The sequence below is a fragment of the Paraburkholderia madseniana genome (assembly GCF_009690905.1).
GTDB classification, from domain to species: domain Bacteria; phylum Pseudomonadota; class Gammaproteobacteria; order Burkholderiales; family Burkholderiaceae; genus Paraburkholderia; species Paraburkholderia madseniana.
Genome location: NZ_VOSW01000010.1, coordinates 99,557 through 123,341, shown reverse-complemented (window position 1 = coordinate 123,341; position 23,785 = coordinate 99,557). Strand labels below are relative to the sequence as shown.

Annotated in this window: 22 protein-coding genes and 1 riboswitch; of the genes, 12 read left to right on the top strand and 10 right to left on the bottom strand. The window is 62.8% G+C overall.

The window, feature by feature from the left end:
• The first annotated feature begins 90 nt into the window (after positions 1-90).
• The 3 genes from FSO04_RS07695 (at position 91) to FSO04_RS07685 (ending at position 3,992) form a co-directional block, all read left to right on the top strand.
• Entirely contained in the window at positions 91-1,290 is a 1,200-nt protein-coding gene (locus FSO04_RS07695) for an MFS transporter (protein WP_154559100.1), read from the top strand.
• Positions 1,291-1,525: 235 nt separating this feature from the next.
• Positions 1,526-1,660: an entericidin A/B family lipoprotein gene (locus FSO04_RS07690; RefSeq protein ID WP_154559099.1), complete on the top strand. Its 135-nt coding sequence runs from the start codon at positions 1,526-1,528 to the stop codon at positions 1,658-1,660.
• Between the two features lie 250 nt (positions 1,661-1,910).
• Positions 1,911-3,992, top strand: coding sequence for an NADPH-dependent 2,4-dienoyl-CoA reductase (locus FSO04_RS07685; RefSeq protein ID WP_154559098.1), 2,082 nt, complete (start codon positions 1,911-1,913; stop codon positions 3,990-3,992).
• A gap of 43 nt (positions 3,993-4,035) precedes the next feature.
• On the opposite strand, the gene FSO04_RS07680 is transcribed toward FSO04_RS07685, so the two are convergent.
• From FSO04_RS07680 to FSO04_RS07655, 6 genes are all read right to left on the bottom strand, one after another.
• Positions 4,036-4,965 carry an EamA family transporter gene (locus tag FSO04_RS07680; RefSeq protein ID WP_154559097.1) on the bottom strand — a complete coding sequence of 310 codons (930 nt, stop codon included), beginning with the start codon at positions 4,963-4,965 and terminating at the stop codon, positions 4,036-4,038.
• A gap of 366 nt (positions 4,966-5,331) precedes the next feature.
• On the bottom strand, positions 5,332-5,580 hold the full coding sequence (locus FSO04_RS07675) for a pentapeptide MXKDX repeat protein (protein ID WP_154559096.1): 249 nt from the start codon (positions 5,578-5,580) through the stop codon (positions 5,332-5,334).
• Between the two features lie 128 nt (positions 5,581-5,708).
• A complete protein-coding gene (locus FSO04_RS07670) occupies positions 5,709-6,512 on the bottom strand; it encodes a molybdopterin-dependent oxidoreductase (RefSeq protein ID WP_233464769.1) in 804 nt (267 codons plus the stop codon).
• 42 nt (positions 6,513-6,554) lie between these two features.
• Complete coding sequence (locus FSO04_RS07665) at positions 6,555-7,193, bottom strand: cytochrome b/b6 domain-containing protein (RefSeq protein WP_154559095.1); 639 nt, start codon at positions 7,191-7,193, stop codon at positions 6,555-6,557.
• Between the two features lie 45 nt (positions 7,194-7,238).
• Positions 7,239-8,069, bottom strand: a complete 831-nt coding sequence (locus tag FSO04_RS07660) for a DUF1223 domain-containing protein (protein WP_154559094.1) — start codon at positions 8,067-8,069, stop codon at positions 7,239-7,241.
• A gap of 191 nt (positions 8,070-8,260) precedes the next feature.
• A complete protein-coding gene (locus tag FSO04_RS07655) occupies positions 8,261-8,740 on the bottom strand; it encodes a hypothetical protein (RefSeq protein ID WP_233464768.1) in 480 nt (159 codons plus the stop codon).
• Positions 8,741-9,268: 528 nt separating this feature from the next.
• Between FSO04_RS07655 and FSO04_RS07650 the strand changes: the two genes are divergently transcribed.
• The 6 genes from FSO04_RS07650 to FSO04_RS07625 all read left to right on the top strand — a co-directional run bounded on the left by FSO04_RS07650 (position 9,269) and on the right by FSO04_RS07625 (position 16,541).
• Entirely contained in the window at positions 9,269-9,679 is a 411-nt protein-coding gene (locus tag FSO04_RS07650; protein ID WP_154559093.1) for a GreA/GreB family elongation factor, read from the top strand.
• A 154-nt stretch (positions 9,680-9,833) separates the two neighbouring features.
• A riboswitch (TPP riboswitch) is annotated at positions 9,834-9,952 on the top strand.
• A gap of 91 nt (positions 9,953-10,043) precedes the next feature.
• Complete coding sequence (gene thiC, locus FSO04_RS07645; protein WP_154559092.1) at positions 10,044-11,975, top strand: phosphomethylpyrimidine synthase ThiC; 1,932 nt, start codon at positions 10,044-10,046, stop codon at positions 11,973-11,975.
• A gap of 281 nt (positions 11,976-12,256) precedes the next feature.
• Entirely contained in the window at positions 12,257-12,469 is a 213-nt protein-coding gene (locus tag FSO04_RS07640) for a glycine zipper 2TM domain-containing protein (protein WP_097389842.1), read from the top strand.
• A gap of 260 nt (positions 12,470-12,729) precedes the next feature.
• The gene (locus FSO04_RS07635) at positions 12,730-13,260 is read left to right on the top strand and encodes a hypothetical protein (RefSeq protein WP_154559091.1); all 531 of its coding nucleotides are present in this window, start codon (positions 12,730-12,732) and stop codon (positions 13,258-13,260) included.
• Positions 13,261-13,660: 400 nt separating this feature from the next.
• Positions 13,661-15,259, top strand: coding sequence for an L-lactate permease (locus tag FSO04_RS07630; protein ID WP_154559090.1), 1,599 nt, complete (start codon positions 13,661-13,663; stop codon positions 15,257-15,259).
• Positions 15,260-15,614: 355 nt separating this feature from the next.
• On the top strand, positions 15,615-16,541 hold the full coding sequence (locus tag FSO04_RS07625; protein ID WP_154559089.1) for a DMT family transporter: 927 nt from the start codon (positions 15,615-15,617) through the stop codon (positions 16,539-16,541).
• A 582-nt stretch (positions 16,542-17,123) separates the two neighbouring features.
• On the opposite strand, the gene FSO04_RS46280 is transcribed toward FSO04_RS07625, so the two are convergent.
• Positions 17,124-17,279 carry a hypothetical protein gene (locus tag FSO04_RS46280; RefSeq protein WP_166618156.1) on the bottom strand — a complete coding sequence of 52 codons (156 nt, stop codon included), beginning with the start codon at positions 17,277-17,279 and terminating at the stop codon, positions 17,124-17,126.
• Between the two features lie 187 nt (positions 17,280-17,466).
• Positions 17,467-18,687: an outer membrane protein assembly factor BamC gene (gene bamC, locus FSO04_RS07620; protein ID WP_154559088.1), complete on the bottom strand. Its 1,221-nt coding sequence runs from the start codon at positions 18,685-18,687 to the stop codon at positions 17,467-17,469.
• Positions 18,688-19,145: 458 nt separating this feature from the next.
• On the opposite strand from bamC, the gene FSO04_RS07615 reads away from it, so the two are divergent.
• Positions 19,146-19,610 (top strand): DUF2844 domain-containing protein, encoded by a 465-nt coding sequence (locus FSO04_RS07615; RefSeq protein WP_154559087.1) that lies wholly within the window; start codon positions 19,146-19,148, stop codon positions 19,608-19,610.
• A gap of 74 nt (positions 19,611-19,684) precedes the next feature.
• Here FSO04_RS07615 and FSO04_RS47420 read toward each other — a convergent pair whose 3' ends face one another.
• The gene (locus FSO04_RS47420) at positions 19,685-19,924 is read right to left on the bottom strand and encodes a hypothetical protein (RefSeq protein WP_233464767.1); all 240 of its coding nucleotides are present in this window, start codon (positions 19,922-19,924) and stop codon (positions 19,685-19,687) included.
• On the opposite strand from FSO04_RS47420, the gene FSO04_RS07610 reads away from it, so the two are divergent.
• Positions 19,923-20,942 (top strand): DUF3443 domain-containing protein, encoded by a 1,020-nt coding sequence (locus FSO04_RS07610; RefSeq protein WP_233464766.1) that lies wholly within the window; start codon positions 19,923-19,925, stop codon positions 20,940-20,942. The two genes, FSO04_RS47420 and FSO04_RS07610, sit on opposite strands and share 2 nt — an antisense overlap.
• A 261-nt stretch (positions 20,943-21,203) precedes the next feature.
• Positions 21,204-23,075, top strand: a complete 1,872-nt coding sequence (locus tag FSO04_RS07605) for a glycosyl transferase family 1 (protein ID WP_154559085.1) — start codon at positions 21,204-21,206, stop codon at positions 23,073-23,075.
• A 78-nt stretch (positions 23,076-23,153) separates the two neighbouring features.
• On the opposite strand, the gene FSO04_RS07600 is transcribed toward FSO04_RS07605, so the two are convergent.
• On the bottom strand, positions 23,154-23,738 hold the full coding sequence (locus FSO04_RS07600; protein WP_154559084.1) for a hypothetical protein: 585 nt from the start codon (positions 23,736-23,738) through the stop codon (positions 23,154-23,156).
• Positions 23,739-23,785: the final 47 nt, after the last annotated feature.

Here is a 23,785-nt window from a genome sequence, read left to right as displayed (position 1 = left end):
TGCGAGGCCGTCAGCACGATCCTTCCTGCTCCGGTATGATCGGCACGCTTGAGGATCGCGCATGGGCCGGTCCGTCGATAGCCCCCTCTCATGTCCACATCCGACGCTTCCACTCCCGCTTCCGCCGACCGGTCGTTGCGCGGCTTGCTGCTTCTGCTCGCGACGATCGCCGGTGTGGCAGTCGCAAACATCTATTACAACCAGCCGCTGCTCGACAATTTCCGGCAGTCGTTTCCGAATAGCGCGTCGTGGGTTGGAGCGGTACCGGCCGTGACGCAGCTCGGCTACGCAGCCGGGATGCTGCTGTTGGCGCCGCTCGGCGACCGCTTCGATCGACGCCTCCTGATCCTGTTGCAGATCGTGGGCATGTGCGTCGCACTGGTGCTGGCGTCCACGGCACCGACGCTGTCGGTGCTGATCGTCGCGAGTCTCGCGATTGGCGTGCTCTCCACCATCGCGCAACAGGCGGTGCCGTTCGCGGCCGAACTCGCGCCGGCTTCCCAGCGTGGCCATGCCGTTGGCACGGTGATGAGTGGATTGTTGCTGGGGATTTTGCTGGCACGGACTGCGGCGGGCATTGTCGCCGAGTATTTCGGCTGGCGTGCCGTGTTCGGCGCTTCTGTGGTTGCGCTGCTGGTGCTGGCGGCGGTGATCATCATGCGTCTGCCGAAGAGCAAGCCGACGTCGACGCTGCCATACGGCAAGTTGCTGGTCTCGATGTGGCACCTGGTGGTCGAGCATCGCGCGCTGCGTGAAGCCTCGTTGACTGGGGCCGCGATGTTCGCGGCGTTCAGCATTTTCTGGTCGGTGCTGGCGTTGTTGCTGGCAGGTGCGCCTTTTCATCTTGGGCCGCAGGCGGCTGGATTATTCGGGATCGTCGGTGCTGCGGGGGCGATGGCTGCGCCGCTCGCGGGCAAGTTTTCCGACCGACGCGGACCGCGGGCGATCATCACAGTGTCGATTGTGCTGGTGGCGATTTCGTTTGTTGTTTTTGCCTTGTCGGCGAAGAGTATTGCTGGGTTGGTGATCGGCGTGATCATCCTCGATATCGGTGTGCAGGCTGCACAGATTTCCAATCAATCGCGGATTTATGCGTTGAAGCCTGAGGCGCGGAGTCGCGTGAATACGGTTTATATGGTGGCTTATTTTATTGGTGGTGCTGTCGGGTCTGGGGTCGGCGCTGCGGTTTGGCCGGCCTTTGGGTGGGTTGGGGTGAGTGTTGCTGGGGTGGGTTTTGCCGCACTGGCGGCCTGGAATCATTTGAGGCTTGCAGCCACGGTAAAAGGTTAGAGGTTTATTAGTGTTGCCCTGTGCGGGGCGGCACCTCTACGCCGACGACGCAAACGCCGGAGCACGCTTACAATAGAATCGCAGCGCAGTTGATAGCACTACCGCCGTCTTGTTTAACATGCAATCAGACCGGATCGACTGGAGTAAGTCCCGGTCAGACGAAAGCTGGCCGGGCTAGCGCGTGCCGTAAAACATGAGCACGGCAACCAATGCATTATCGACAGGGAGAACTCTCATGAATCGACTAATCGCTTTGCTTCTTATTGCAGGGATGACCGCGCTCGCGGGTTGCAACACGATGGCGGGGGTTGGGCAGGATATTTCGAAGGGTGGCAACGCCATCACGAATTCGGCCGATCAAGCCAAGTAAGTCAGCGATAGCCAATCGGCTGCTGGGCGCCTCGCGGCGCCTTGCAATGCAGGATCTCCATAGCCCGTCGCGGGAAACCGCGGCGGGCTTTTTTATAGTCAGACCTATAAACAAAACGGCGATTGGCTTCTGGCACCAGACGAATGGCTTACTGAGCAACGAGTTGCGCGGATTAGAATTTTTCCTCGGCGGGTTGGCACGTTTCGCGGTGTATTGTTCGCGCACAACCCATACTCACACGGTCCCCTGCATGTCTTACCCACACTTACTCGCTGAACTCGACCTCGGCTTCACCCGTTTGCGCAATCGCGTGGTGATGGGTTCGATGCATACCGGCATGGAGGATCGTTTCTGGAATTACCCGAAACTGGCCGCGTATTTCCGTGAGCGCGCGAAAGGCGGCGTCGGTCTGATCGTCACGGGCGGCATCTCGCCGAACCGGCAAGGCTGGCTGCTGCCCTTCGGCGGCACGCTGAACTCGGTATTCGATCTGCGCAATCACCGTTTGCTGACCGAGGCCGTGCATGCCGAAGGCGGCAAGATCGCGTTGCAGATCCTGCATGCGGGCCGCTATGGGTATCAGCCTTTTGTCGTGTCAGCGTCGGCGCTCAAGTCGCCGATCTCGAAGTTCAAACCGCGCGCGCTCACCGAAGCCGGCATCGAGCGGACCGTGCGCGATTATGCACGCTGCGCGCGCCTTGCCCAGCGCGCGGGTTACGACGGCATCGAAATCATGGGCAGCGAAGGCTATCTGCTCAACCAGTTCCTGTGCCCACGCACGAACCGGCGTACCGATCGCTACGGCGGCAGCATCGAGAACCGCATGCGGCTTGCGCGCGAGATTGTCGAGCGCGTACGCGCGGCGTGCGGCGAACGCTTTATCGTGGTGTACCGGCTCTCGCTGATCGATCTGGTCGAAGGCGGCAACACGTGGGAAGAAACCGTGCAGGTCGCCCAGGCACTCGAAGCCGCCGGCGTCACGATGTTCAACACGGGAATCGGCTGGCACGAAGCGCGGGTGCCGACTATCGTGACCTCGGTGCCGCGTGCGGCATTCGCCGCGTTGAGCGCGCGGTTGAAGGCGGCGGTCAAGGTGCCGGTGATCGTGTCGAACCGCATCAACACGCCCGAGGTCGCCGAAGAACTGCTCGCTCAGGGAGCGGGCGATCTGGTGTCGATGGCAAGACCGCTACTCGCCGACCCGGAGTTCGTGCTGAAGACCGCCGCGGGACGCGCGCACGAAATCAACACCTGTATCGCCTGCAATCAGGCCTGCCTCGATCACACGTTCAAGAACCAGCGCGCAAGTTGCCTCGTGAATCCACGTGCGGGACGCGAGACCGAGCTGGTCTATCGGCCGATCGCAGGCCAAGAGGCCGCGCGCTCGGTGGCGGTAGTCGGCGCGGGTCCGGCGGGACTTTCCGCGGCGAGCGTTGCGGCCTCACGCGGGCACCGCGTGACCTTATTCGATGCAAGCGCAACCATCGGCGGCCAGTTCAATCTGGCGATGCGCGTGCCGGGCAAGGAAGAGTTCAGCGAAACGATCCGCTATTTTCAGAGCCAGTTGGAGCGGCATCGCGTCGACGTGCGGCTCGATACGCGCGTCGATCCTGCCCTGCTCGCGGCAGGCGGTTACGACGATGTGATCATCGCCACGGGCATCGTGCCGCGGAGCCCCGCGATCGCCGGTATTAACGGGCCTAACGTGCTGTCTTACGTGGATGTATTGCGCGGTGCACCGGTGGGACGCCGCGTGGCGGTGATCGGTGCGGGTGGGATCGGCTTCGATGTCAGCGAGTTTTTGCTGCATCGTTCCGGCGATCCTCTGCCCGTGCCACGCGATGCATGGCTCGACGAATGGGGTGTCGACCTTGCGGTTCGGGAACGCGGCGGTTTGAAACCGCCGGCGCCGGCAGAGCCATTCCGTGAGATCTGGTTGCTGCAGCGTAAGGCCGGCAAGCTCGGCATGGGGCTCGGCAAGACCTCCGGCTGGGTGCATCGCGCGACGCTGGCCAGAAACGGCGTGAAGATGCTCGGCGGCGTGTCGTATCAGGAGATCAGCGAACGCGGTTTGAAGATCGCGCGTGAAGGGGTCGAAGAATGGCTCGAAGTGGACACGATCGTCGTGTGTGCGGGGCAGGAATCGTTGCGCGACCTGGTTCCGGAGACGGCGGCACGAACTACGGGCAGGTCAAACGGCGCGAACAGCGTTAAAGGCTCGAATGATGCGAACGGCCCGCGCTATCACGTGATCGGCGGTGCAAAGGTGGCAACCGAACTGGATGCGAAACGCGCGATTCGCGAGGGTGCGGAGGTGGCGGCGGCGCTCTGAGCCACTGAGCCCGTGGAGAACGGAGGTGGCCGCGCCGCCCTCCTTAAGCAAGCCCCTTCTTCCGGTAATCGAACCAGAAAGACAGCCCCACGCTGGCCAGAATCACGATCGTCGCGATGACCGTCGAGCGCGTCACCGGCTCGCCGAGCAACAACGCGCCGAGCGCCACCGCCACCACCGGATTCACGTACATGCAGCTACTGGCGATGATCGGACTCGTATGGCGGATCAGAAAGCCGTACGCGACGTAGGCGGTCATCGTCCCGATCAGCATCAGGTAGACGAAGGCCAGCACCGGCAGAAAATGCACCTCCATCATCCTCTCGCCCGTCACAAGGGCGACCATCGTCGACATCGCGCCGCCGAGGCCAATCTGCAGCGACGTCGAGAGAAACAGGTCCGACGGCAGCTTCAGCCGCCCGGCCAGATGCGCGCCGCCGGCCCAGAAAAGCGCACCGCACAGGATCGCCAGGCTGCCGCCCGCCGATCCCGGTGCACTGTCGCCGTGGCTCAGGATCGCGATACCCACCAGCCCGAGGCCAACCGCAAACCACTCGCCCCTGCCGATCTTGCGCCCCGCCACCGCCGCGATCACCGTTGCGAACAGCGGCACGGTCGCGACCATCACAGCAGCGGTACCGGTGCCCACGGTACGCATGCCGTAGGCCAGCATGCCGCTCGACAGGCCGACCAGCATCGTGCCGACAATACCGGCATTGCGGATTTCACCCACGCTCGGCCAGACCGGATTGCGGCGCGTCGCGAAGATGAAGAGCCCTATCCCGGCAAACAGGTTGCGCAGACCCGAGAGCAGCAAGGGCGGAAACGAACCGAGCGCGACGTGCACGGCCAGATAGGTCGAGCCCCACACGAGATAAACGACGGCGAGCGCGAGCGCGATCTGTCCATTACGGGACTGCGGCAAACGGATCGGGAAACCACGCGAAAAGCGGCTGGGGAGTTGCGGCGCCATACGTTCAACCCGCCCATGCCGCTCGAGGTGCTGCGCCCCCGCAGAAGACCCTTTGACGGGATGGCGGACACCGCATCGGCGATGCGGTCTGACGGGCGAGGCTGGCGGACATGTCGGTGGAACGGAAGGACGATAGATGGCCAATGGGGCCACAACGCCGCGGAGATCGATGGAAATCGAGCCACGGCTGACACACGCCAAATGTTCGGCGCGCATCGCATTATGCAGTAAGCGCCCACCGCGTCGCCTGAAAGAATCGTAACTTTTTTGCGTACATGCAACAGAAAAGCCGGGGACGTATCCCCGGCTTTGGGCTCACCTGCAACACCGGCGCTCAAGCTATGCAACCGGCATCGCCGGCAACGCTCAGTTGGCCATGGCGCCCGATGCTTCGTGCTTCATGCCCATCGCGTCGCTGCCCTTTTTCATCTTGTCGTGCTTCATCGTGTCCTTCTTCATGCTGTCTTTCGACATGGTGTCTTTGGACATCGAATCCTTCGACATCGTGTCCTTGGACATCGCATCGTTGGACATTGCGCCACTTGCCTGGGCGAACGCGGCGCCGCCGCTGGTCAGGAGGGCGACGGCCATTGCTGCGATTGCGAACTTTTTCATGGGATGACTCCGTTTTGTGGTGGATGAATCTGACCCGGCTTCTGGTTTCTACCTTGTGCCGGGGTACTTCCGAAGCTTCTGCCGCCCGGGGTCGCGCGTCCGGCATTGCACGCGCCGACCCGCGCGCGTCAAGAGCCTCCGAACCAGTTGTAGCCCTGGTCGACCCAATAGCCGCCGGGATACGTGTTGGTGACGAACATCTCGACGATGTGTTTCGGATTCTTGTAGCCGAGCTTGGTCGGCATGCGCAGCTTCATCGGGAAGCCGTATTTCGCGGGCAGGCGTTCGCCGTCGTACGAAAATGTGAGCAGCGTTTGCGGATGCAGCGCGGTCGGCATGTCGATGCTTTCGTAGTAGTCGTCGGCGCATTTGAAGCCGACGTACTTCGCGCTCGTGTCCGCACCGATGCGCCGCAGAAAATCGGCAAACGGCGTGCCGCCCCAGCGGCCGATCGCGCTCCACCCTTCCACGCAGATATGCCGCGTGATCTGCTCGGCATGCGGCAGCGCGTACAACTCGGGCAAGGTCCAGACGCGCTGACCGGTGACGAGGCCGCTGATCTTCAGCTTGTAGTCGGAGGGGTCGACATCGGGGACGTCGTCGATACCGTAGAACGCATTGAACGGAAACGGCCGCGTGATTTGCGCTTCCGTGTAGGTTGGCGCGAGTTGCTTTGGATCGAACAGCGCGGCTTGTGCGCGGTCGTTCAGGCGCGACACGGCCGTCAGGAACGCGTTGACAGAATCGTTGTCGGTGAGCGAGCAACCCGTCAGCATCGACAGGCCGCCGAGCGTCAGAAGCCGCTTGCCGAACAGGCGCCGCGACGGCATCGCGAGTTCGCGCCGTGCGTCGATCAGGATCGATTCGCGGTCGAGCGTGTTGTCAGGCATAGCGGCAAGCTTTCGATCGAGTTTTGTATCAGGCGTGGTCATGATTCGATGTCCTTAGGCTTTGCATATCCGTGGGTCAGCCGCTTAGCGTCCGCGCAGCATCGCCAGCAGCGAGCGCGGCACGAGGGCCACCATCACCAGATGCACGGCGATGAACGCGGCCATCAGTGACATGGCGCAGAAGTGGACGATGCGTGCGTTGTCGTAGCCGCCCATCAGCTCGCGCAGCAGCGGAAACTGCACCGATTTCCAGATCGCGAGGCCCGAGAGTACGAGAACGATCAGATCGCAGACGACAAACAGATAAGCGAATTTCTGCACCGCGTTGTAGACGCGCAGATCGGCGTGCGAGAGCTTGCCGGTCAGCGCGGCGATGAAGTCGTGCAGCACGGCGCGCGGCGAGACCGGCAGGAACTTGCGCACGAAGCGCCCGCTGGCCAGATTCAGCACGAGATACAGCAAGCCGTTGAAGACCAGCAGCCACATCGCCGCGAAGTGCCATTGCAGCGCGCCGCCGAGCCAGCCGCCGAGCGTGATTCCCGTGGGGAACGTGAAGCCTTTGAAGATCGGCGAGGCGTCATAGATGCGCCAGCCGGACAGCATCATCAGAATGGCCGCGAGTGCGTTGAGCCAATGCGTGACGCGCACCCACACCGGATGAATCGTGCCGCTCTTCGGCGTGGCGGGCGGAGCGGTTTTGCTAAGAGCATGAGGCGTGGCCATGAGAATCTCCGATGAAATGGGGAGCGCTGCGGGGTCGTCGCGCGATCAGTTGCAGGCAGCGAGCTCGCCCACTTGCAACACGTCGCCGGTCGCAGCGTTTTCGACGAAGGCGACGACGCCGAAGTGGTCAGCCGGGGCGTTAGCATCGGCATCGTCGATGCGGATATCGCGGCGGATCTGCGCGTTACCGGCAACCAGCGGCACGGGGCCGATCCATTGCCGCACGACGCGTTCGTGATGCAGCGTTGCGCCGCTGTTTTCCCCTGCTCTGACCTGCGAGTTCAACGCGTTCTGGTAGACCGCGACATAGGCGTTCAGTGGGGCCGTGGTGTCTGCCGCCTTGCTGGTGAATTGCGCATCGACATTGAAGGCGCCCTTCGCCTGGGGTTTCAGTTCAAGCGCCACGTTCGCCTGCGCCGGTTCGGCGACGACCTGGCCGACGCGGCTCTGGAAACTGTCGCGTTGCGACCAGCTACGCAGTTCGCGGCCCGATACGAAGATTTCGGGCGTGTAGATGGTGTGGCCACCAGCGAGGTCAGTGAGGGTTTGCTGACGCTCAGTAAAGCGATGTTGCGAGAAGCGGTCGGTCCAGCCGAGGTTATTCCAGTAGTCCACGTGCAGCGCCAATGGCACGATGCTTTGGGTTGCACCGCTGTTTTTCCACTGGCCCAGCCAGTTGTCGGCGGGCGGGCAGCTATTGCAGCCTTCGCTGCTGTAGAGCTCCACCAGCGCTACGCGGTGCGATGGGCTATGCGACGTGCACACGGCGCCGGCCGCGCTTGCAAGGCCACTGGCGGAGAGGGTTGTCAGCGCTACGGCTAGCGCGATTGCGCGCGTGACATGCCGATTGTCTCGGCGGGTTCGTGCGGTTTGCATGGCGTGCTCCATCAGGATCTGCACGTTTGTCGAACCACGAGACCGCTTATGACAGCCGATTTTGATTTTTTATTTTTGTTCGGGTCGTGCGCCTACGGTCGAGACCGTTCCATGCTGTTTATACCCCGCGGGGCGCGGCGTGTCTGTACGCTTGCGGGCGAACCGCCCCAAAGCGCCCCGCGGAGGGTGCCTCAGTCGTAACTCACGACAACCGTCACCCGGGTATCCTGCCCCGCATTCTTCGGTGCAAGCGACAACACCCCGCCATCGCGGCCAACCCGGTAGTGCCCATCACTGCCCGCGCGAAACACGCGTCCATGGCTGTCGACAAAACGCTCAGTCAGCGCATCACCCAGCGCATTACCATTACGCGCCGTCGCGCCGCTGTTCACCTGAAGCGCGACATCGGCGCCCGTCGCCACGCCCGGCGCGGCGCTAAAGGTCAGCATGACCGCTGAACCCGACTGCTCGAGCCGCGCGCCCCTGGCATCGACACGTGCCCCGGCCGGCGCCGCCGAAATCGCCAGTTGTGGCGCCACGATCGCGCCCGAAAAGCTGATCGTTCCACCATTCGCGGCCACCGCCGACATTGGCGCTGCAACCAGCGCAACCAGCGTTGCCGTCGCCGCGACCGCGCTGAGCCCCCCAAACCGCCCCATTCCCGTTTTCATCAGCACTCTCCTTAAGCCGTCTCAAACCGCATCGCGCCATTGACGCGCTGCCCACCGCCGGTCGCTCGACTGGGCAACGGCCGCCCCTACAGGCGGATTAACGGCAGCGCGGCGACGGCCTTGAATGACCAAGTGCGGTATCGACACGCCGCAGCGCGTATCCACGGCACCTCCCGGCGGCAATTAAAGAGACACCCGGCCCGTGCTAACATTCACCTTTCGATTGCGTCGATCAGGCTTTTCTTCCGACGCTCCCCCAATACTTTTCGCACTCTGCCGGCTATCCCGATGCGCGTTCCGTTCTCCCGAGCCATCACCCGCTTGCGCCCCCGCCGCGCAACCGGTTGCGCGCGCGCGGACATCGCGACGCTTCACGCCGGCCAGCCGTCCCGAACGCTCCCGCTTCTCGCCGCCCGGCGCCCGACCTGACGCAATTCCCCTCCATTACCGGGGCCGCGTCGTCGGGCTCCGGGCAAATCTCATCCGCACGCTGTCCCTTTACATGCAGATCGAATTGGAGAACCCGTCATGAAAAAGACGAAAACCTGTTACCTCACCGAACTCGACGTCGCCCGTCTTGAAAAGCACGCGGCCGCGCCCGGCGCCGACGCCAAATTGCAAGACATGCTCGACGACGTCCTGGAACGCGCCGTGATCGTCGAATCGCGCGACATCCCCGCGAACGTCGTCACGATGAATTCGCAAGCCACGCTGGTCGACGAAGCCAGCGGCGAGCAGATGACCTGGACGGTTGTCTATCCGCCCAACGCGGACTTCGCACACGGCCGCCTGAACGTGTTTTCGCCGGTCGGTCTTGCGCTGCTCGGCGCCAAACGCGGCGAACGCATCCGCTTCACGCCGCCGAGCGGCACGGAGAAAGTGTTGAAGCTCGAAAAAATCCTGTTCCAGCCCGAAGCTGCCGACGATTTCACGCTGTAAGCGAAGCGCATTCGCGACGCAGAACTGCTGCGCCGCATCATCCCCGGCAGCCCTATCACAATAAGAATAGTGCGTGGCTGACCGGCGTTATCTCCGACATCTGACTTTTTCAAGACGGGTTGCCAAGCAACGCCCGGGCGGTGTATCGTGTGCGCTGCTAACGCGGGGGTCCTGCGTAGCGCGGAGGTTGGAGGTCCGTGTTGCGTGGGTGAGAAATACCCTTTGAACCTGATCTGGATAATGCCAGCGCAGGGAAGCGTACGGATTTCGCACCTGGTCTACCGTTTCATCCCTCGCGAATTCCGACAACTTCCGTCTCGTCTCCTGCTTAGCGGCCCTACATTGCTTTGCAGAGGAGATACGCATGAACGCCAATCCGAAGTTCCTTTCCGCCGACGCCCACGTCGATGCCGCCGCTGTCGCGCCGCTGCCGAATTCCCGCAAGGTCTACGTGACCGGCTCGCGCCCCGATATCCGCGTGCCGATGCGCGAAATTTCCCAGGCGGATACGCCGGATAGCTTCGGCGGCGAGAAGAATCCGCCGGTCTTCGTCTACGATACGTCGGGCCCCTACTCCGACCCGGAAGCCAAAATCGACATCCGCGCCGGTCTGCCCGCGCTGCGTCAAACCTGGATCGAAGAGCGCGGCGACACCGAAGCGCTGACGGGCCTGTCGAGCGACTTCAGCCGCGAACGCGCCGCCGATACCGCGACCGCCGATCTGCGTTTCAAAGGCCTGCACCGCACGCCGCGCCGCGCCATCGCCGGCAAGAACGTTTCGCAGATGCACTACGCGCGTCAAGGCATCATCACGCCGGAGATGGAATACATCGCGATTCGCGAGAACCAGCAACGCGCCGCGTATCTGGAGACCCTGAAGACGAGCGGTCCGAACGGCGAAAAGCTCGCCGCGATGATGGGCCGCCAGCATCCGGGCCAGGCGTTCGGCGCGAGCGCCTTCGGTCCCGACGGACTGAAAGAAATCACCGCGGAATTCGTGCGCGAAGAAGTCGCCCGCGGCCGCGCGATCATCCCGAACAACATCAACCACCCGGAAAGCGAGCCGATGATCATCGGCCGTAACTTCCTCGTGAAGGTGAATGCGAACATCGGCAACTCGGCGGTGACCTCCTCCATCGGCGAAGAAGTCGACAAGATGACCTGGGCGATCCGCTGGGGCGGCGACACGGTGATGGATCTCTCGACCGGCAAGCACATTCACGAAACGCGCGAGTGGATCATCCGCAATTCGCCGGTGCCGATCGGCACGGTGCCGATCTATCAGGCTTTGGAGAAGGTCAACGGCAAGGCTGAAGACCTGACGTGGGAAATCTTCCGCGACACGCTGATCGAACAGGCCGAACAAGGCGTCGACTACTTCACGATTCACGCGGGTGTGCGTCTGCAATACGTGCCGCTGACGGCGAAACGCATGACCGGTATCGTCTCGCGCGGCGGCTCGATCATGGCGAAGTGGTGCCTCGCTCACCACAAGGAAAGCTTCCTGTACGAGCACTTCGAAGACATCTGCGAAATCATGAAGGCGTATGACGTAGCCTTCTCGCTCGGCGACGGCCTGCGTCCCGGCTCGATCTACGATGCCAACGACGAAGCGCAACTCGGCGAGTTGAAGACGCTCGGCGAACTCACGCAGATCGCGTGGAAGCACGACGTGCAGACGATGATCGAAGGCCCCGGCCACGTGCCGATGCAGTTGATCAAGGAAAACATGGACCTGCAACTGGAATGGTGTGACGAAGCACCGTTCTACACGCTGGGACCGTTGACCACTGATATCGCGCCGGGCTACGACCACATCACCTCGGGCATTGGCGCTGCGATGATCGGCTGGTTCGGCACGGCGATGCTCTGCTACGTCACGCCGAAGGAACACCTTGGGCTGCCGAACAAGGACGACGTCAAGACCGGCATCATCACGTACAAGCTCGCCGCGCACGCCGCCGATCTGGCGAAGGGCCATCCGGGCGCTCAGGTGCGTGACAACGCATTGTCGAAGGCTCGTTTCGAATTCCGTTGGGAAGACCAGTTCAATCTCGGTCTCGACCCGGACAAGGCACGCGAATTCCACGACGAAACGCTGCCGAAGGATTCGGCCAAGGTCGCGCACTTCTGTTCGATGTGCGGCCCGCACTTCTGCTCGATGAAGATCACGCAGGACGTGCGCGAATTCGCCGCGCAACAAGGTCTCTCCGACGACGACGCGCTGAAAAAAGGCATGGAAGTGAAGTCGATCGAGTTCATGAAGAAAGGCGCTGAGATCTATCAGCGGCAGTAAGGTAGGGATCGCGGGCGCATTAGCGCGCGCCCGCCATTCGAACCTTCTGCGTCACGGTATTGCAGCACCGAAGCCCGCCACTGGCGGGCTTTTTGCGTTTCTGCGCGGGCAGGCACGCCGCATGCTGATAGAAGGGAAACATTTGATTACGAAACCGACACCTTGCTGACAAGCTCACACATCCGGATACGGGCTGCGGCGATAAGATCAAATGTAAGGACGGGGGTGATTTGTCCACTTCCACGAAGCATTTTCCAAACACAATGAATGGAGTCAGCATCATGAAATCGATTCGTCAACTCGGTACGTTCGCTGCGATCGTCGCGGTTGTCGCAAGTCTTTCCGCGTGTGACAACATGACCACGCGGCAACGCGATACGGTGATCGGCGCGGGTGTAGGCGGCGCCGCAGGCGGGCTGATCGGCGGCAATGCATTGTCGACGATTGGCGGTGCGGCAGCAGGCGGCATCATAGGTAATCAGGTCGGCAAGTAAGCGCAAGCACTGGCGACGCGTTCAAGGGACGCCCGCGCAGGACATCAAATGTATCAACTGCCAACAACGAACTTGCCCGCACCGACGGGCGTGCGGGCACATTGCGTACGCGACCAGCGCCATGCCGGGTGCTTCGCAAAATGCTTTGCAATGACGTGAAATAAGCCGTTACGGTTTTGCAATCCTGTTGGCGCTGCCGCGGCGTAAGCTCAAGCCACTACGCCCCGGATGGCGGCGTCCGATGTAACCAGGAGCACGTCATGAAGTCCCCCGTCATCAACTCTCTTTGCGCAATCAGCCAGCGGCTGCCGCGCGGCTTGCCCCGTCTTTCCCAAACTGGCATCGCGCTGGCCGGCGTGGCCTGTGTGCTGACGCTGTCCGGCTGCTACTACCCGTACGGCTACTATCCAGGCTACTACCCCTATTACGCTTACGGCACCGTTCCGGCCAATGGCGTCCAGCAGGAAGTCCCCCTCGGGACGGCCGGAGATTCGGCCACCTCGCAACAGCAGCAGGCCGAGGCGCAGGCTCAGGCGGCGCAGCAGGCGCGAGCCAATTCGCAATCCCAGCCGGCCACTTACGCGGTGGCTCAGCCGCCGCCCGTGTACGTTGCCCCCGCTTATCCCGTCTACTATCCGCCGCCGGTCTACCCGGCCTATCCGGCTTATTACGGCTATCCGGGCTGGTATGGCCCGTCGGTTTCGATCGGCGTCGGTTTCGGCTGCTGCTGGGGAGGCCATGGTGGCTGGGGTGGCCATGGTGGCTGGGGTGGCCACGGTCACTGGCACTGAGTCTCGCAGCCGGATCTTGCTGATCTGCTTTGACTGTCCCGTGCCCGCGACTGTCAGGCGCGGGACAGACCCATGCCTCACAACTCGCGCAACCCCGCTGCCCGAAAGTCGGCCTACCCGCCAGCACGGGCCATGCCGCGCCAGACGGGCCTCACGCGCATCACGCCGCGACGATCCCGCCAAGCAAGACGCGGCGCCCCTTTCTCTCCTTCGCCCGTACTTTCCCTTCTTGACGCGCTCCAATCGGGCCCTATGCTTGGGAAAGCCACACGCAGTACCTGTTTAAATAAGCGACCCGGCACGTCTTCGACGCGCCGCCGGCGCCCATCGGTCCTGCCAGAGCGACGCGCCCCGTAGTGCGTAGTCCCGCGTCGAATCGAACAACAAAGAAGGAGACGTGATGTTTCACCAACTACTCACACCCGTCGGCAATTCGCTACCGCTCTCGTTCCTGGTCGCGGCCTTGCCGATCATCGTCGTGTTGCTGTTGCTCGGCTGGGCGCGCCGGCCAGCCTGGCAGGCCTCGCTCGCGGGCCTGATCGTCGGGCTGATCGTGGCGATTTTCGTCTGGCAGTTCCCGGTCGGACTCGCGGCCGCATCAGTGGCCAACGGTGCGGTGTTCGCCTGCTGGCCGGTGATGTGGATCGTGTTCACCGCGATCCTGCTCTACAACATCTCGCAGCGCTCGGGCCGCTTCGCCGCCTTCCGCATGTGGATGATCGATAACCTGCCGAACGACCGCCGCGTCGTGCTGGTGGTGATCGGCTTTTCGTTCGGCGCGCTGCTAGAAGGCATTTCCGGCTTTGGCACGCCGGTCGCGATCACCAGTTCGCTGCTGATCCTGCTCGGTTTTCCGACCCTCGAAGCACTCACCTTCACGCTGATCTTCAACACCGCGCCGGTTGCCTTCGGCGCGCTCGGCGTGCCGATCACCGTGCTCGGCGCGGTCACGCACCTGCCGGCCGATTCGCTCGCCAAGATGGTCGGCCGCCAGTTGCCGTTCTTCGCCTTCCTGCTGCCGTTCTATGTGATCGGCGTCTATGCGGGCTTTCGTAACATGCTGCGCGTGTGGCCGGTCCTGCTGGTGTCCGGTGCGAGCTTCGCGCTGACCCAGTTCGTCGCGTCGAACTACGTGAACTACAGCCTGACCGACGTGTTGTCGTCGATGGTGTCGCTGATTCTCACCATCGCGTTCCTGCGCGTATGGAGGCCCGCCGTCGATCCAAAGTTCGCGATCAACATCGATCGCGTGGGCGAGGTACGCGGCAAGATCAGCGGCGGCCAGGGCTGGTATCCATGGATCATCGTCTCGGCGGTCGTTATCGTCTGGACCATCGCCAAAATCTTCCTGATCGGCGACGTCAAGGTACCGTGGCCGGGCCTCGACAAGGCCGTGTTCATCACGCTGTACAACACGCCATACGGCGCGGTGTGGGACTTCCAGCCGCTCGCGACCGGCACGGCGATTCTGGTGGCCGCCATCATCACGACGTTCGTGACGGGTCTGGGAGCGAGCGAATTCGGCAAGGCCATTGCCGACACGTGGGTCCAGACGCGCATCGCCATTCTGACGGTGGCGACCATCGTCGCGCTCGCCTATCTGATGAACTACTCGGGCCTCACCTACACGCTCGGGCTCGGCGTCGCGTCGGTCGGACCGTTCTTTCCGCTGGTGTCGGCGTTCCTCGGCTGGGTCGCGGTATTCCTGTCCGGCAGCGACACCTCGGGCAACGCGCTGTTCGGCAACCTGCAGGTGGTAGCGGCCCATCAACTGAATCTGAACCCGATCCTGATGGCCGCGACCAATTCGTCGGGCGGCGTGATGGGCAAGATGATCTCGCCGCAAAACATCTCGACCGGCGTGGCGACAACCGACCTCAAAGGCAAGGAAGGCGTCGTGTTCGCCAAGACCTTCAAGCATTCGATTCTGTTGACGGTGATCCTCGGCGTGCTGGTCTGGCTGCAGCAGAACTTCCTGCAGGGGATGATCCCGCACTGAGACGCGCCTGGCCCATCGACGTAATGGCACGCGCCTGCTAATTCCTTGAAGCGGCAACTTGCGTGATGGGCCAGGATCACTGGTGCGTTGCCGCAATATAATTCACGCTTCACAGGCGCCAACCCCGTCGGGCCTACACCTGATAACTCACCTCACCGATCTCATCGCAATTTTTCTCACATTAGCGTGAGAATTGCTCGTTTTGCGGTCGGCTCGACCGCGCATACGATAACGACTACCAGACGTCCTCCATCCCCCGAATCTTGCCGTTTCATTCCAGCCTGAAACGTTTCGCGCAATCGCGCTGCTACGATGCACAGGCGTCTCGACTCAACCGCGCGCGGCGCACGACACAATGAATGCCAAAAACCTGCTGCAACTGCTGATCCTGGCCGCCCTGTGGGGCGCCTCGTTTCTGTTTATCCGCGTCGGCGTAACCGACTTCGGCGTCGCGCCGCTGATGGCGTTGCGCGTCGGCATCGGCGCGGCCTTTCTAGCCGTCGTCCTGATTGCGCGGCGGCCGCTGCGCGAGTCCGCGAAGATCCTGCGCACGCGCGCGTTTCCATTGCTGGTGGTCGGTATCCTGAATTCGGCGGCGCCGTTCTGCCTGTTCGCGTATGCCGAGTTGACGCTGTCGGCGGGCGTAACGTCCGTGATCAATGCGACCACCCCGCTGTGGGGCGCGCTCGTCGGCTTCCTGTGGCTGCGCGACCGCCTGAGCGCGCTGCGCACGCTCGGTCTCGTGATCGGCTTTCTCGGCGTCCTGATGCTGGTGTGGGATCAGATCGCCACGCCGAACGGCTCGGCCGCCACCCCGGTGACCACCGCGCTCGCGGCCGCCGCCGCGCTCGGTGCCACGCTGCTTTACGGCATCGCCGCCAATTACACGAAGCGCCATCTGACCGGCGTCGACGCATTGACCGTCGCGACCGGCACGATGACCGGCGCCACCATCGTGCTGCTGCCGCTCGCGGTGATCTACTGGCCTGCCGCGCCGATCTCGCTGCACGCGTGGGGCGCGGTCATCGCGCTAGGCATCGCGTGTACCGGCGTCGCGTACATGCTGTTCTTCCATCTGATCGCGGTGGCCGGGCCGGCACGCGCGATTACCGTGACCTTCGTGATTCCGATCTTCGGCATTCTTTGGGGTGCCCTGTTTCTCGGCGAAACCGTGTCGCCGGGCATGCTGGAAGGCTGCGGCGTGATTCTCGTCGGCACCGCACTTGCCACCGGCGTGGTCAAACGTCTGCCGTGGGTCGGGCCGCGCCGCGCCGACACCTGAACGCCGCCTCGCACGATACGTTCGGCGCAGTCCGCTTCCCGCCCCCGCGAGGGCCGCGCGGACACAGGAACACCGCCTCGCGCGACGCCTTCAAGGTCGCGGCCTTCCCGTCTTGCACCGCTCGCCGCGTCAGCGGCCTGGCGACCCATTCCGGGCACCCAAAAAAATAGCCCGCACTCCGTTGGAGTGCGGGCGAAACCGTCGCCCTACGAGGATAGGCGACGGGGCCACCGAGGCCGCGCGCCATGCGCGCAGGCCATCATCGGGCTAAGCACCGGTTCGTTCGCCGGTGCGGAAAGGGTCTGGGAATCGCCGATTGGACACTCGCCGCAAACTCACGTCGGATGTTACGAATCCGGCCCCATGAGTCTTTAAAAGCAGCTTGCGTGCCAGTTATAGCGATTTACAAGAAATTGTTCGCAAATCATTGATTTTTATTACATTATTTTGCGAAGAAGGAATATTGACAGGGTCTGCGGAAGGGGCTTCGCGAGTTACGTCACCGGGGTAACGTCACGTTACATGCGGCCGCACAGGGGCGGCCGCGCGAACTCGCTTCATGCGTTTGAAGCGAGTCGACCATCACCGCACCGGCCATTTCGTGCGTTGCGTGGCCGTATGCCGGACCCGCAAGCCCGTTGGCCGCTGCGTCTCGCGCCGCTCCAGGGCCGCGCCGCAGACAAGCGCCAGGACGAGCAAGCTCGCCGCCCACATCCAGTAAGGAATCACGTCGAACATGGCCATCTCCCCGTTAAGCGTCGCCGGTTCATACCGGTGTTTCAGACGGAAAGCAAAACGCGTGCACGCCGCGATAGCGGTCTACGGCTTACTGCGCCGGCGATAAATTGCGGGCATAAAAAAACCCGCCCGGAATTGCCTTCCGGGCGGGTTTTCAGACAGCGTTCGCTGCTTGCTATACCTTCGTTCAGTGCAACTGGTCGACCATCAGACCCATGATCTGCTTGGCCTGCGAGCTCTGATCGATAGCCCCCTTGTCGTCAACCACCGCCACGCGGGTCTGGTCAGGCGTCACCGCGCGCACGTTCACGAGATACTGCTTGGCGACCTTTTCCTTCTTGCCGTGGAACACCTGACTCCAGAAGCCCTGCTCTGCCGATGTCAGATCTTTCGGATCGACGTAGCGCACGAAGTACAGACCGCGGCTCGCATCGCGATCGTCGACCGTGAAGTTGCTGCGATCGAGCGCGAGGCCCACGCGCAGCCATGCACGGTCATACGGCTCGCTCAGCGTCAGCTCGGTGGACGAGAACTGTGCCGCCGTGGTGTTCGCCGCGTCATCCGGCATGGGCTGTTGCGCCGACAACGCCACGTTTCGCGCCGCCGTGGCCGCAGCCGCCGATTTCGCACCCGCCGTAGCCGCGTTCGGCGCAGTTTGCGACCCCGCCGGCGAGAGGTCGGCGCTTTGCGTGTTGCGCGAATCGGCCAGCGCCAGCGCTGCCATCAAGCGCTTCAGATATTCCTGTTCGAGGCCCGGATCGTTCGGCTTGGCTTCCCACTTGGTCGACTCGTTGTTCGTGCCGCTGATCGCCTCGCGCATGCCCTTCTGGCTGATGAACACATAGGTACCGCCGTTCGGCGCCGTTTCGAGACGCGTGCGGTACTTGTTGCGCTCAGAACTCACATAGCTGTTGCCCATTGCCTTGGACAACGTATCGCGGATCAGCCCCTCGTTGATCGAAGCGTGCGTTTCGTTCCAGTCCGTTTCCATCACACCCTTGTCGCGCTGGTCGACCACCAGCAGGAAGCCCTGTTCCTGCCAGAAACGGCGGATTGGCGCCCAGGCCTGGTCGGGCGCCTTGTTGTCGATCACAAGCCAGCTTTCCGTGCCGTCGCGCTGGATGTGCATGCCGTTCACCTGCGGCACCACCGTCAGGGTGTTGGCGGCCGGTGCTTGCGCCTGGACCTGCTGGAGCGTGGACAGCGAGGTTTGGCCGCCTTGCGGGGGCAACGAACGCTGATCGGACGTCTCATCGATCATGTTCGGCGGTACGGCAAGTGACACTTGCTTCGATTTCGAGTCGCTTTTGTAGTCGATTTTGGTCGGCGACGAGGTGCCGCAGCCGGCGACCAGACCGCCTGCCATCAGCATTACTGCAAACCGCTTGGTAAGACGAAGATCAGTCATGTTCGGGGAATCCTTCCGCTACGCCACGGCAAGTTTCCGTGGATCAACCCAACATTTTACCGATCCCGGCGAGTCATGTGCAAAAACCCGGGTTTGCCCGTGAATTGAGCAGAGCGCGGACGGCAAATCCCGGGTTGCATCGAAGGGTCGGCATACCGATGAATCGCTGCGAAGCGCGCCCCTCCTTTCGCAGAAAAACGCCCTGCCTCACGGCGGCGATCATGCCCATCAGCGGCAAATTTAACAGTTCACAACACTTCTCAAACGCCTGTAGGGCATGACCCAGCTTCTTGTCAGATCATTGTTTTAAAAGACACTTTCCATCCCCGCCACACGCTATTTTCGAGATTGGCTGAAGCGCCGCGAGCCCCTCATGACAACGATCAGGAAACCTGAGTGTTATCTTGAATTGGACATATCAATAAAACTTGAGCGCCCCAACTGCGAGACAGGTTGCCATGCCAAATGCCTCTTTCTTACCAGCCTTCGCCGTCCCGGCAATGGTGGCCGCCCTGCTGTGTGCCAGTGCCGACGCGCATGCCGAATTGGGCGGCACAATGCCCAGCCAGGCGAATTCGACGGCCGCGGCGGCCCAAACCCTGCTGAACGGCGCCTTACGCCTGCGCACGCTGACCGACGCAGGCAACACGACCCTCAACGAGTACGCGACGAATACCGGCCAGATCATCGCTTACACATGGCAAGGCCCGACCATGCCGGATCTGCGCGCGCTGCTGGGAAAGTACGCCGACTCCTACAGGGCGGGCGCTGCCGCGTCGGCGCCAGACGGCAATCTGCACGCCTCGCGGGTTGTCAGGCCAGATGTGATCGTGGAATCGGGTGGTCCGATGCGCGGCTATGTCGGACGCGCGTGGCTGCCGGCGGCGCTGCCCGCCGGCGTCACCTCCGACGACCTCCGCTGACCTCCGCTGACGCGGGCAGGCCAGCAATAAACCGCCCAGAAAAACTACCGTCAACACGCCATGAAGACCTCTTCTCATCTCCGCGCCCTGTTCCTGACTTGCGCCGTGCTCACTGGTTGCGGTGGCGGCGGTGGAAGCAGTACGCCGGCGGCTTCCACCCAGGCGGGCTCGACGAGCCCGGCCAGCAGCCCGAACGCCGCGAGCGCGCCGTCCGGACCCGCTGGCGCCAGCGTGACGAACTCCGTGCCGCAGTCGAGCACGCCGAATGTCCAGCCGATCACCGTTAGCGCTGCGCCTGGCCTGACGCGCAACATGCTGACCACTAGCGTCACCGTCTGCCAGCCCGGCACCAGCAACTGCGCGACTGTCAACAATATTCAGGTCGACACTGGCTCGCAGGGCTTGCGGATTCTCGCCTCGGCGCTGCCGGCCGGCCTTCCGCTTGCTGCCGTGGCCTCAGGCAGCGGCGTCACGGGCGAGTGCGCGGTATTCGGCGGCGGCTATGCGTGGGGCGCGGTCCGCAGCGCGGACGTACACATGGCCGGCCAACTGGCCGCCTCGATTCCGATCCAGTTGATCGCTGACCCCACCCTGCCCAACGTGCCCACCGACTGTGCCGGCTCCGGACCCGCGATGCTGACCGTCGCGAGCCTGCGCGCCAACGGCATTCTCGGCGTCGGCCTGTTCTCGGCCGATTGCGGCAGTGGCTGCGTCAATTCGGCCCTGCCACGCTGGTATTACAACTGCGACGCCAGTGGCGCCTGCCTCGCGGGCACGCAAGCGCTCGCCCTGCAGGTGACCAATCCAGTCAGCCGCTTCGCCCTCGACAACAACGGCGTGGTGATCGACCTGCCGGCAATCGCCGACGCGGGCGCGCCCAGCGTGTCAGGCTCCTTGATATTCGGCATCGGCACTCAGGCGAATAACACACTGGGCGGTGCGACCGTCTTCAGGACCAACACGCAGAGGGGCTATGTGCGCACTACCAGCGCCGGCCAGACTTATGGGCAGAGCTACCTCGACAGTGGCTCGAACGGCCTGTTCTTCAACAATAGCCAATTGCCCCGATGCGGTTATTGGTACTGCCCGAGTTCCACGCAAACAGCAAGCGCCTCGATCTCCGGCACGGATGGCGTGTCGAGTACGGTATCATTTTCGATCGGCAATTCGAGCGCACTGTTTGGCTCGTCGAATAACGCCTTCGACAACCTGGCCGGCATTGCCAGCAACAGCTTCGGCTGGGGCCTGCCCTTCTTCTTCGGACGACGCGTCTACACGGCGATTGCATCGAGCGTGACGTCGGCCGGGCCAGGTCCGTATTACGCGTTCTGAGTGCTCGATGTCGGGGCCCGCCTTGCGCAGACAGCCGCGTTGGGCGGGTTCGATTGAGTGCCCGAGCATACGTGGCGTATCGAGCGCCAAACTCCCGCCTCAAACAGAAAAATCCTACAGTCCGCTCGGATTTCTCCGCGCGGAAAATTCCCAAATTCTCATCCCCCGCTTATTTGATATGCCCTGACTGCAATAATCGTCGTTTCCGGCTAGCGTGATCTCGATATCGTTAGCTCTGCATAATCTAATAATAGTGAAACGATGGAAGTCACCTTTTCGCTCGACGATTTCGAGCAACTCGTCTACACGCGGCAGCATACGCAAGCCTCGCTTCAGCTCATCGCGGCACTCGCACTCCTTCAACAAACGCGCGGCGAGTTGAACGCGAGCTTCAAAGCCTCGGGCATGATCGACCTGTCTCCCAATGAGCAACGCCAGCGTTTCTGCACGCGTCTGACAAGCGCGGCGTCTACGTTGTTCGCCGACCCGGATTTCCGGCCACCCACCGCGTGCCTCAGATTGTTTTTCACGCTGCATGAATGGATCGGCACGCTGTTCTCGGCCACGGCGTTTGGCAATGCGGACCACGTCATCCGTCATCTGAATCCTCGCGGCGCGGCGGACGCACAGTTTCTGCCGGGAGACAGCTTCATCGAGAAGCTATGCGTGCTCTATTCGACCGAGTCCGAACTGGAACTCGACTTCGCCGCGCTCTGGGCGTACGACAAAACCATCGCGGCCTGTCTCGCCCTCGCTTTGCTGGCACCGGTCTTCAAGGGCTCGCCAAGCGCGCATCTCAAACGCGAGGCGCTGCTGGAGTGGCTGCCCGGCAGGCTGCAGCTCATCGACGATCTCGACGATCTGCCATCGGCCGTGCTGCACAACGCCTATATGTTCTGCAGCTATGCCGATACGCCGCGGCGGCACGCGATCAAGCAGGACATCAACGTGCTGGTGCGTCGCAAGCTGGAACAACTCGGCCTGACTGACTTGTCCGCATCGAAACCCAAGCGTGCCAGAGGCAAAACGCAGCGCGGCAAGAAGCCGCTGATGGTGGTGGTGCTGGAATGGTTCAGCGGCGCCCATTCGATCTACCGCACGCACTCGCGTACGCTCGAAGCCGCACGCGAACATTTCGAGGTGGTGGGCTTCGGCTTCGGCTACGCGCTCGACGACGTGGGGCAGGACGTCTTCGACCGCTTCATCGAACTGGAACAGCCCGACTACATCGGCGAGTGCCTGAAAACGATTCGCGACTTCGCCGAGGCCGAGCAGCCGGACGTGTTGTACATGCCGAGCGTCGGCATGTTCGTGCTAACGGTGTTCATGTCCAATCTACGCATCGCGCCGTTGCAAATCGCGGCGCTCGGCCATCCCGCTACCACGCATTCAGACAAGATCGACTACATCAGCGTCGAGGAAGATTATGTCGGCGACCCGGCCTGCTTCAGCGAACGCCTGATGAAGTTGCCGAAAGACGGTCAACCGTACCGCCCGTCCGTCGCGTTGCCGGACATCGTCGCGCAGATTCCGTCACAGCGCGAGGCGCTGCAGATCGTCATCACCGCCAGCGCGATGAAACTCAATCCCGGCTTTCTCGACGCGTGCCGCGAGATCGGCGCGCGTGCTGCGACGCCCGTTGAGTTTCACTTCATGACCGGTGTGCCGTCGGCTCTGCCGTTCGACCGTCTGCGCGACGTCATCGCGCGCGCGGTGCCGGGCGCCATCGTGCACGACTTTCACGACTACGCCGCGTATCTGGCGCGCGTCAACCAGGCCGACCTGTTCCTCAGTCCGTTTCCGTTCGGCAACACCAACGGTATCGTCGATGCATTGACGCTCGGCTTGCCAGGTGTATGCAAACGCGGGCCGGAAGTGTTCGAGCGGATCGACGGCGCGCTGTTCGAGCGCGTGGGCATGCCCTCGTGGACCACCACGGACAGCGTCGAGACGTATGTCGCTGCGGCCGTGCGCATGATCGACCAGCACGACGAGCGCGCGGCGCTGCGCCAACGCCTGATCGATACGCAGGCGGTGCAGCGCTGCTTCGAGGGGCGGCCGCAGGCCTTCGGCGAAAGCGTGCTGAAACTGATGCGTGAGAACAAAAGCCGCCTCGCGAATGGGGCGGCTTGAGGGTTAAGATTCGCGGTTTGCGGTTTGCGGTCAAGCGGGCGCTGGCCAAAACTGCCTGCGCCCGTTTCGAGCAAGGCTTTACTCGGCGACTTCGCTCGCAGCAGCAGGGGCCGGCGTGGCGAGCTTTGCCGGCGCCAACCAGCTAAATACGCTCAGCGCGGAGCCGTGGAATGTGCACTCGGCGGCCGCGGCCGTATTGATCTTCTTCGGCTTGGTCGATTTGAGCGAAGCTGCGTCGCCCCCCGAGGCAGCGAGGCTCGCCGAAGCGGCCATTGCACCTGAAGCCGCTCCAGCCATCACGCCGGAGGCAGCCGCAGCGGCCGAAGCCGAGGAAGCCCCCTGCGGCACGGACGCCGCGCGCACGCCCGAAGTCGGATGAGGCGCGTTCGCCAGTTTCGCGGCGGAAGCCGCTGAGGCCGCCGAGGCGGCCGCAACCTCCGAAGCCGTCATCACATGCTCGATCGATCCTTCGACGACCACCCGCGAGCCGTCGATACCGGCGCCCGTATGAGCGATCTTCAGCGTATCCGGCGACGATGTTTCAGCCAGCTTGCTTCGCATCAACTGCTCGCATGCATCCGAGTTCTTGTAGACGGCCGTGCAGGCCGCCAGCAGCGCGGCAGCGGTCGTGACGCAGGCGATAGAGAGAATCCGAATCTTCATTGATGTTCCGTTTTGCAAGCCGTCGGCAATTGTAGCTTACGGGCTGG

What these genes read in the sequence shown, in the direction of transcription:
- FSO04_RS07690 (WP_154559099.1), top strand. Translation starts at nt 1,526, where the DNA reads ATGAATCGACTAATCGCTTTGCTTCTTATTGCAGGGATGACCGCGCTC.
- FSO04_RS07685 (WP_154559098.1), top strand. Translation starts at nt 1,911, where the DNA reads ATGTCTTACCCACACTTACTCGCTGAACTCGACCTCGGCTTCACCCGT.
- thiC (WP_154559092.1), top strand. Translation starts at nt 10,044, where the DNA reads ATGAACGCCAATCCGAAGTTCCTTTCCGCCGACGCCCACGTCGATGCC.
- FSO04_RS07610 (WP_233464766.1), top strand. Translation starts at nt 19,923, where the DNA reads ATGCTGACCACTAGCGTCACCGTCTGCCAGCCCGGCACCAGCAACTGC.
- FSO04_RS07640 (WP_097389842.1), top strand. Translation starts at nt 12,257, where the DNA reads ATGAAATCGATTCGTCAACTCGGTACGTTCGCTGCGATCGTCGCGGTT.
- FSO04_RS07665 (WP_154559095.1), bottom strand. Translation starts at nt 7,193, where the DNA reads ATGGCCACGCCTCATGCTCTTAGCAAAACCGCTCCGCCCGCCACGCCG.
- FSO04_RS07650 (WP_154559093.1), top strand. Translation starts at nt 9,269, where the DNA reads ATGAAAAAGACGAAAACCTGTTACCTCACCGAACTCGACGTCGCCCGT.
- FSO04_RS07655 (WP_233464768.1), bottom strand. Translation starts at nt 8,740, where the DNA reads ATGAAAACGGGAATGGGGCGGTTTGGGGGGCTCAGCGCGGTCGCGGCG.
- FSO04_RS07670 (WP_233464769.1), bottom strand. Translation starts at nt 6,512, where the DNA reads ATGACCACGCCTGATACAAAACTCGATCGAAAGCTTGCCGCTATGCCT.
- FSO04_RS07625 (WP_154559089.1), top strand. Translation starts at nt 15,615, where the DNA reads ATGAATGCCAAAAACCTGCTGCAACTGCTGATCCTGGCCGCCCTGTGG.
- FSO04_RS07680 (WP_154559097.1), bottom strand. Translation starts at nt 4,965, where the DNA reads ATGGCGCCGCAACTCCCCAGCCGCTTTTCGCGTGGTTTCCCGATCCGT.
- FSO04_RS07605 (WP_154559085.1), top strand. Translation starts at nt 21,204, where the DNA reads ATGGAAGTCACCTTTTCGCTCGACGATTTCGAGCAACTCGTCTACACG.
- FSO04_RS07615 (WP_154559087.1), top strand. Translation starts at nt 19,146, where the DNA reads ATGCCAAATGCCTCTTTCTTACCAGCCTTCGCCGTCCCGGCAATGGTG.
- FSO04_RS07630 (WP_154559090.1), top strand. Translation starts at nt 13,661, where the DNA reads ATGTTTCACCAACTACTCACACCCGTCGGCAATTCGCTACCGCTCTCG.
- FSO04_RS07660 (WP_154559094.1), bottom strand. Translation starts at nt 8,069, where the DNA reads ATGCAAACCGCACGAACCCGCCGAGACAATCGGCATGTCACGCGCGCA.
- FSO04_RS07675 (WP_154559096.1), bottom strand. Translation starts at nt 5,580, where the DNA reads ATGAAAAAGTTCGCAATCGCAGCAATGGCCGTCGCCCTCCTGACCAGC.
- FSO04_RS07635 (WP_154559091.1), top strand. Translation starts at nt 12,730, where the DNA reads ATGAAGTCCCCCGTCATCAACTCTCTTTGCGCAATCAGCCAGCGGCTG.
- FSO04_RS46280 (WP_166618156.1), bottom strand. Translation starts at nt 17,279, where the DNA reads ATGTTCGACGTGATTCCTTACTGGATGTGGGCGGCGAGCTTGCTCGTC.
- FSO04_RS47420 (WP_233464767.1), bottom strand. Translation starts at nt 19,924, where the DNA reads ATGTTGCGCGTCAGGCCAGGCGCAGCGCTAACGGTGATCGGCTGGACA.
- bamC (WP_154559088.1), bottom strand. Translation starts at nt 18,687, where the DNA reads ATGACTGATCTTCGTCTTACCAAGCGGTTTGCAGTAATGCTGATGGCA.
- FSO04_RS07600 (WP_154559084.1), bottom strand. Translation starts at nt 23,738, where the DNA reads ATGAAGATTCGGATTCTCTCTATCGCCTGCGTCACGACCGCTGCCGCG.
- FSO04_RS07695 (WP_154559100.1), top strand. Translation starts at nt 91, where the DNA reads ATGTCCACATCCGACGCTTCCACTCCCGCTTCCGCCGACCGGTCGTTG.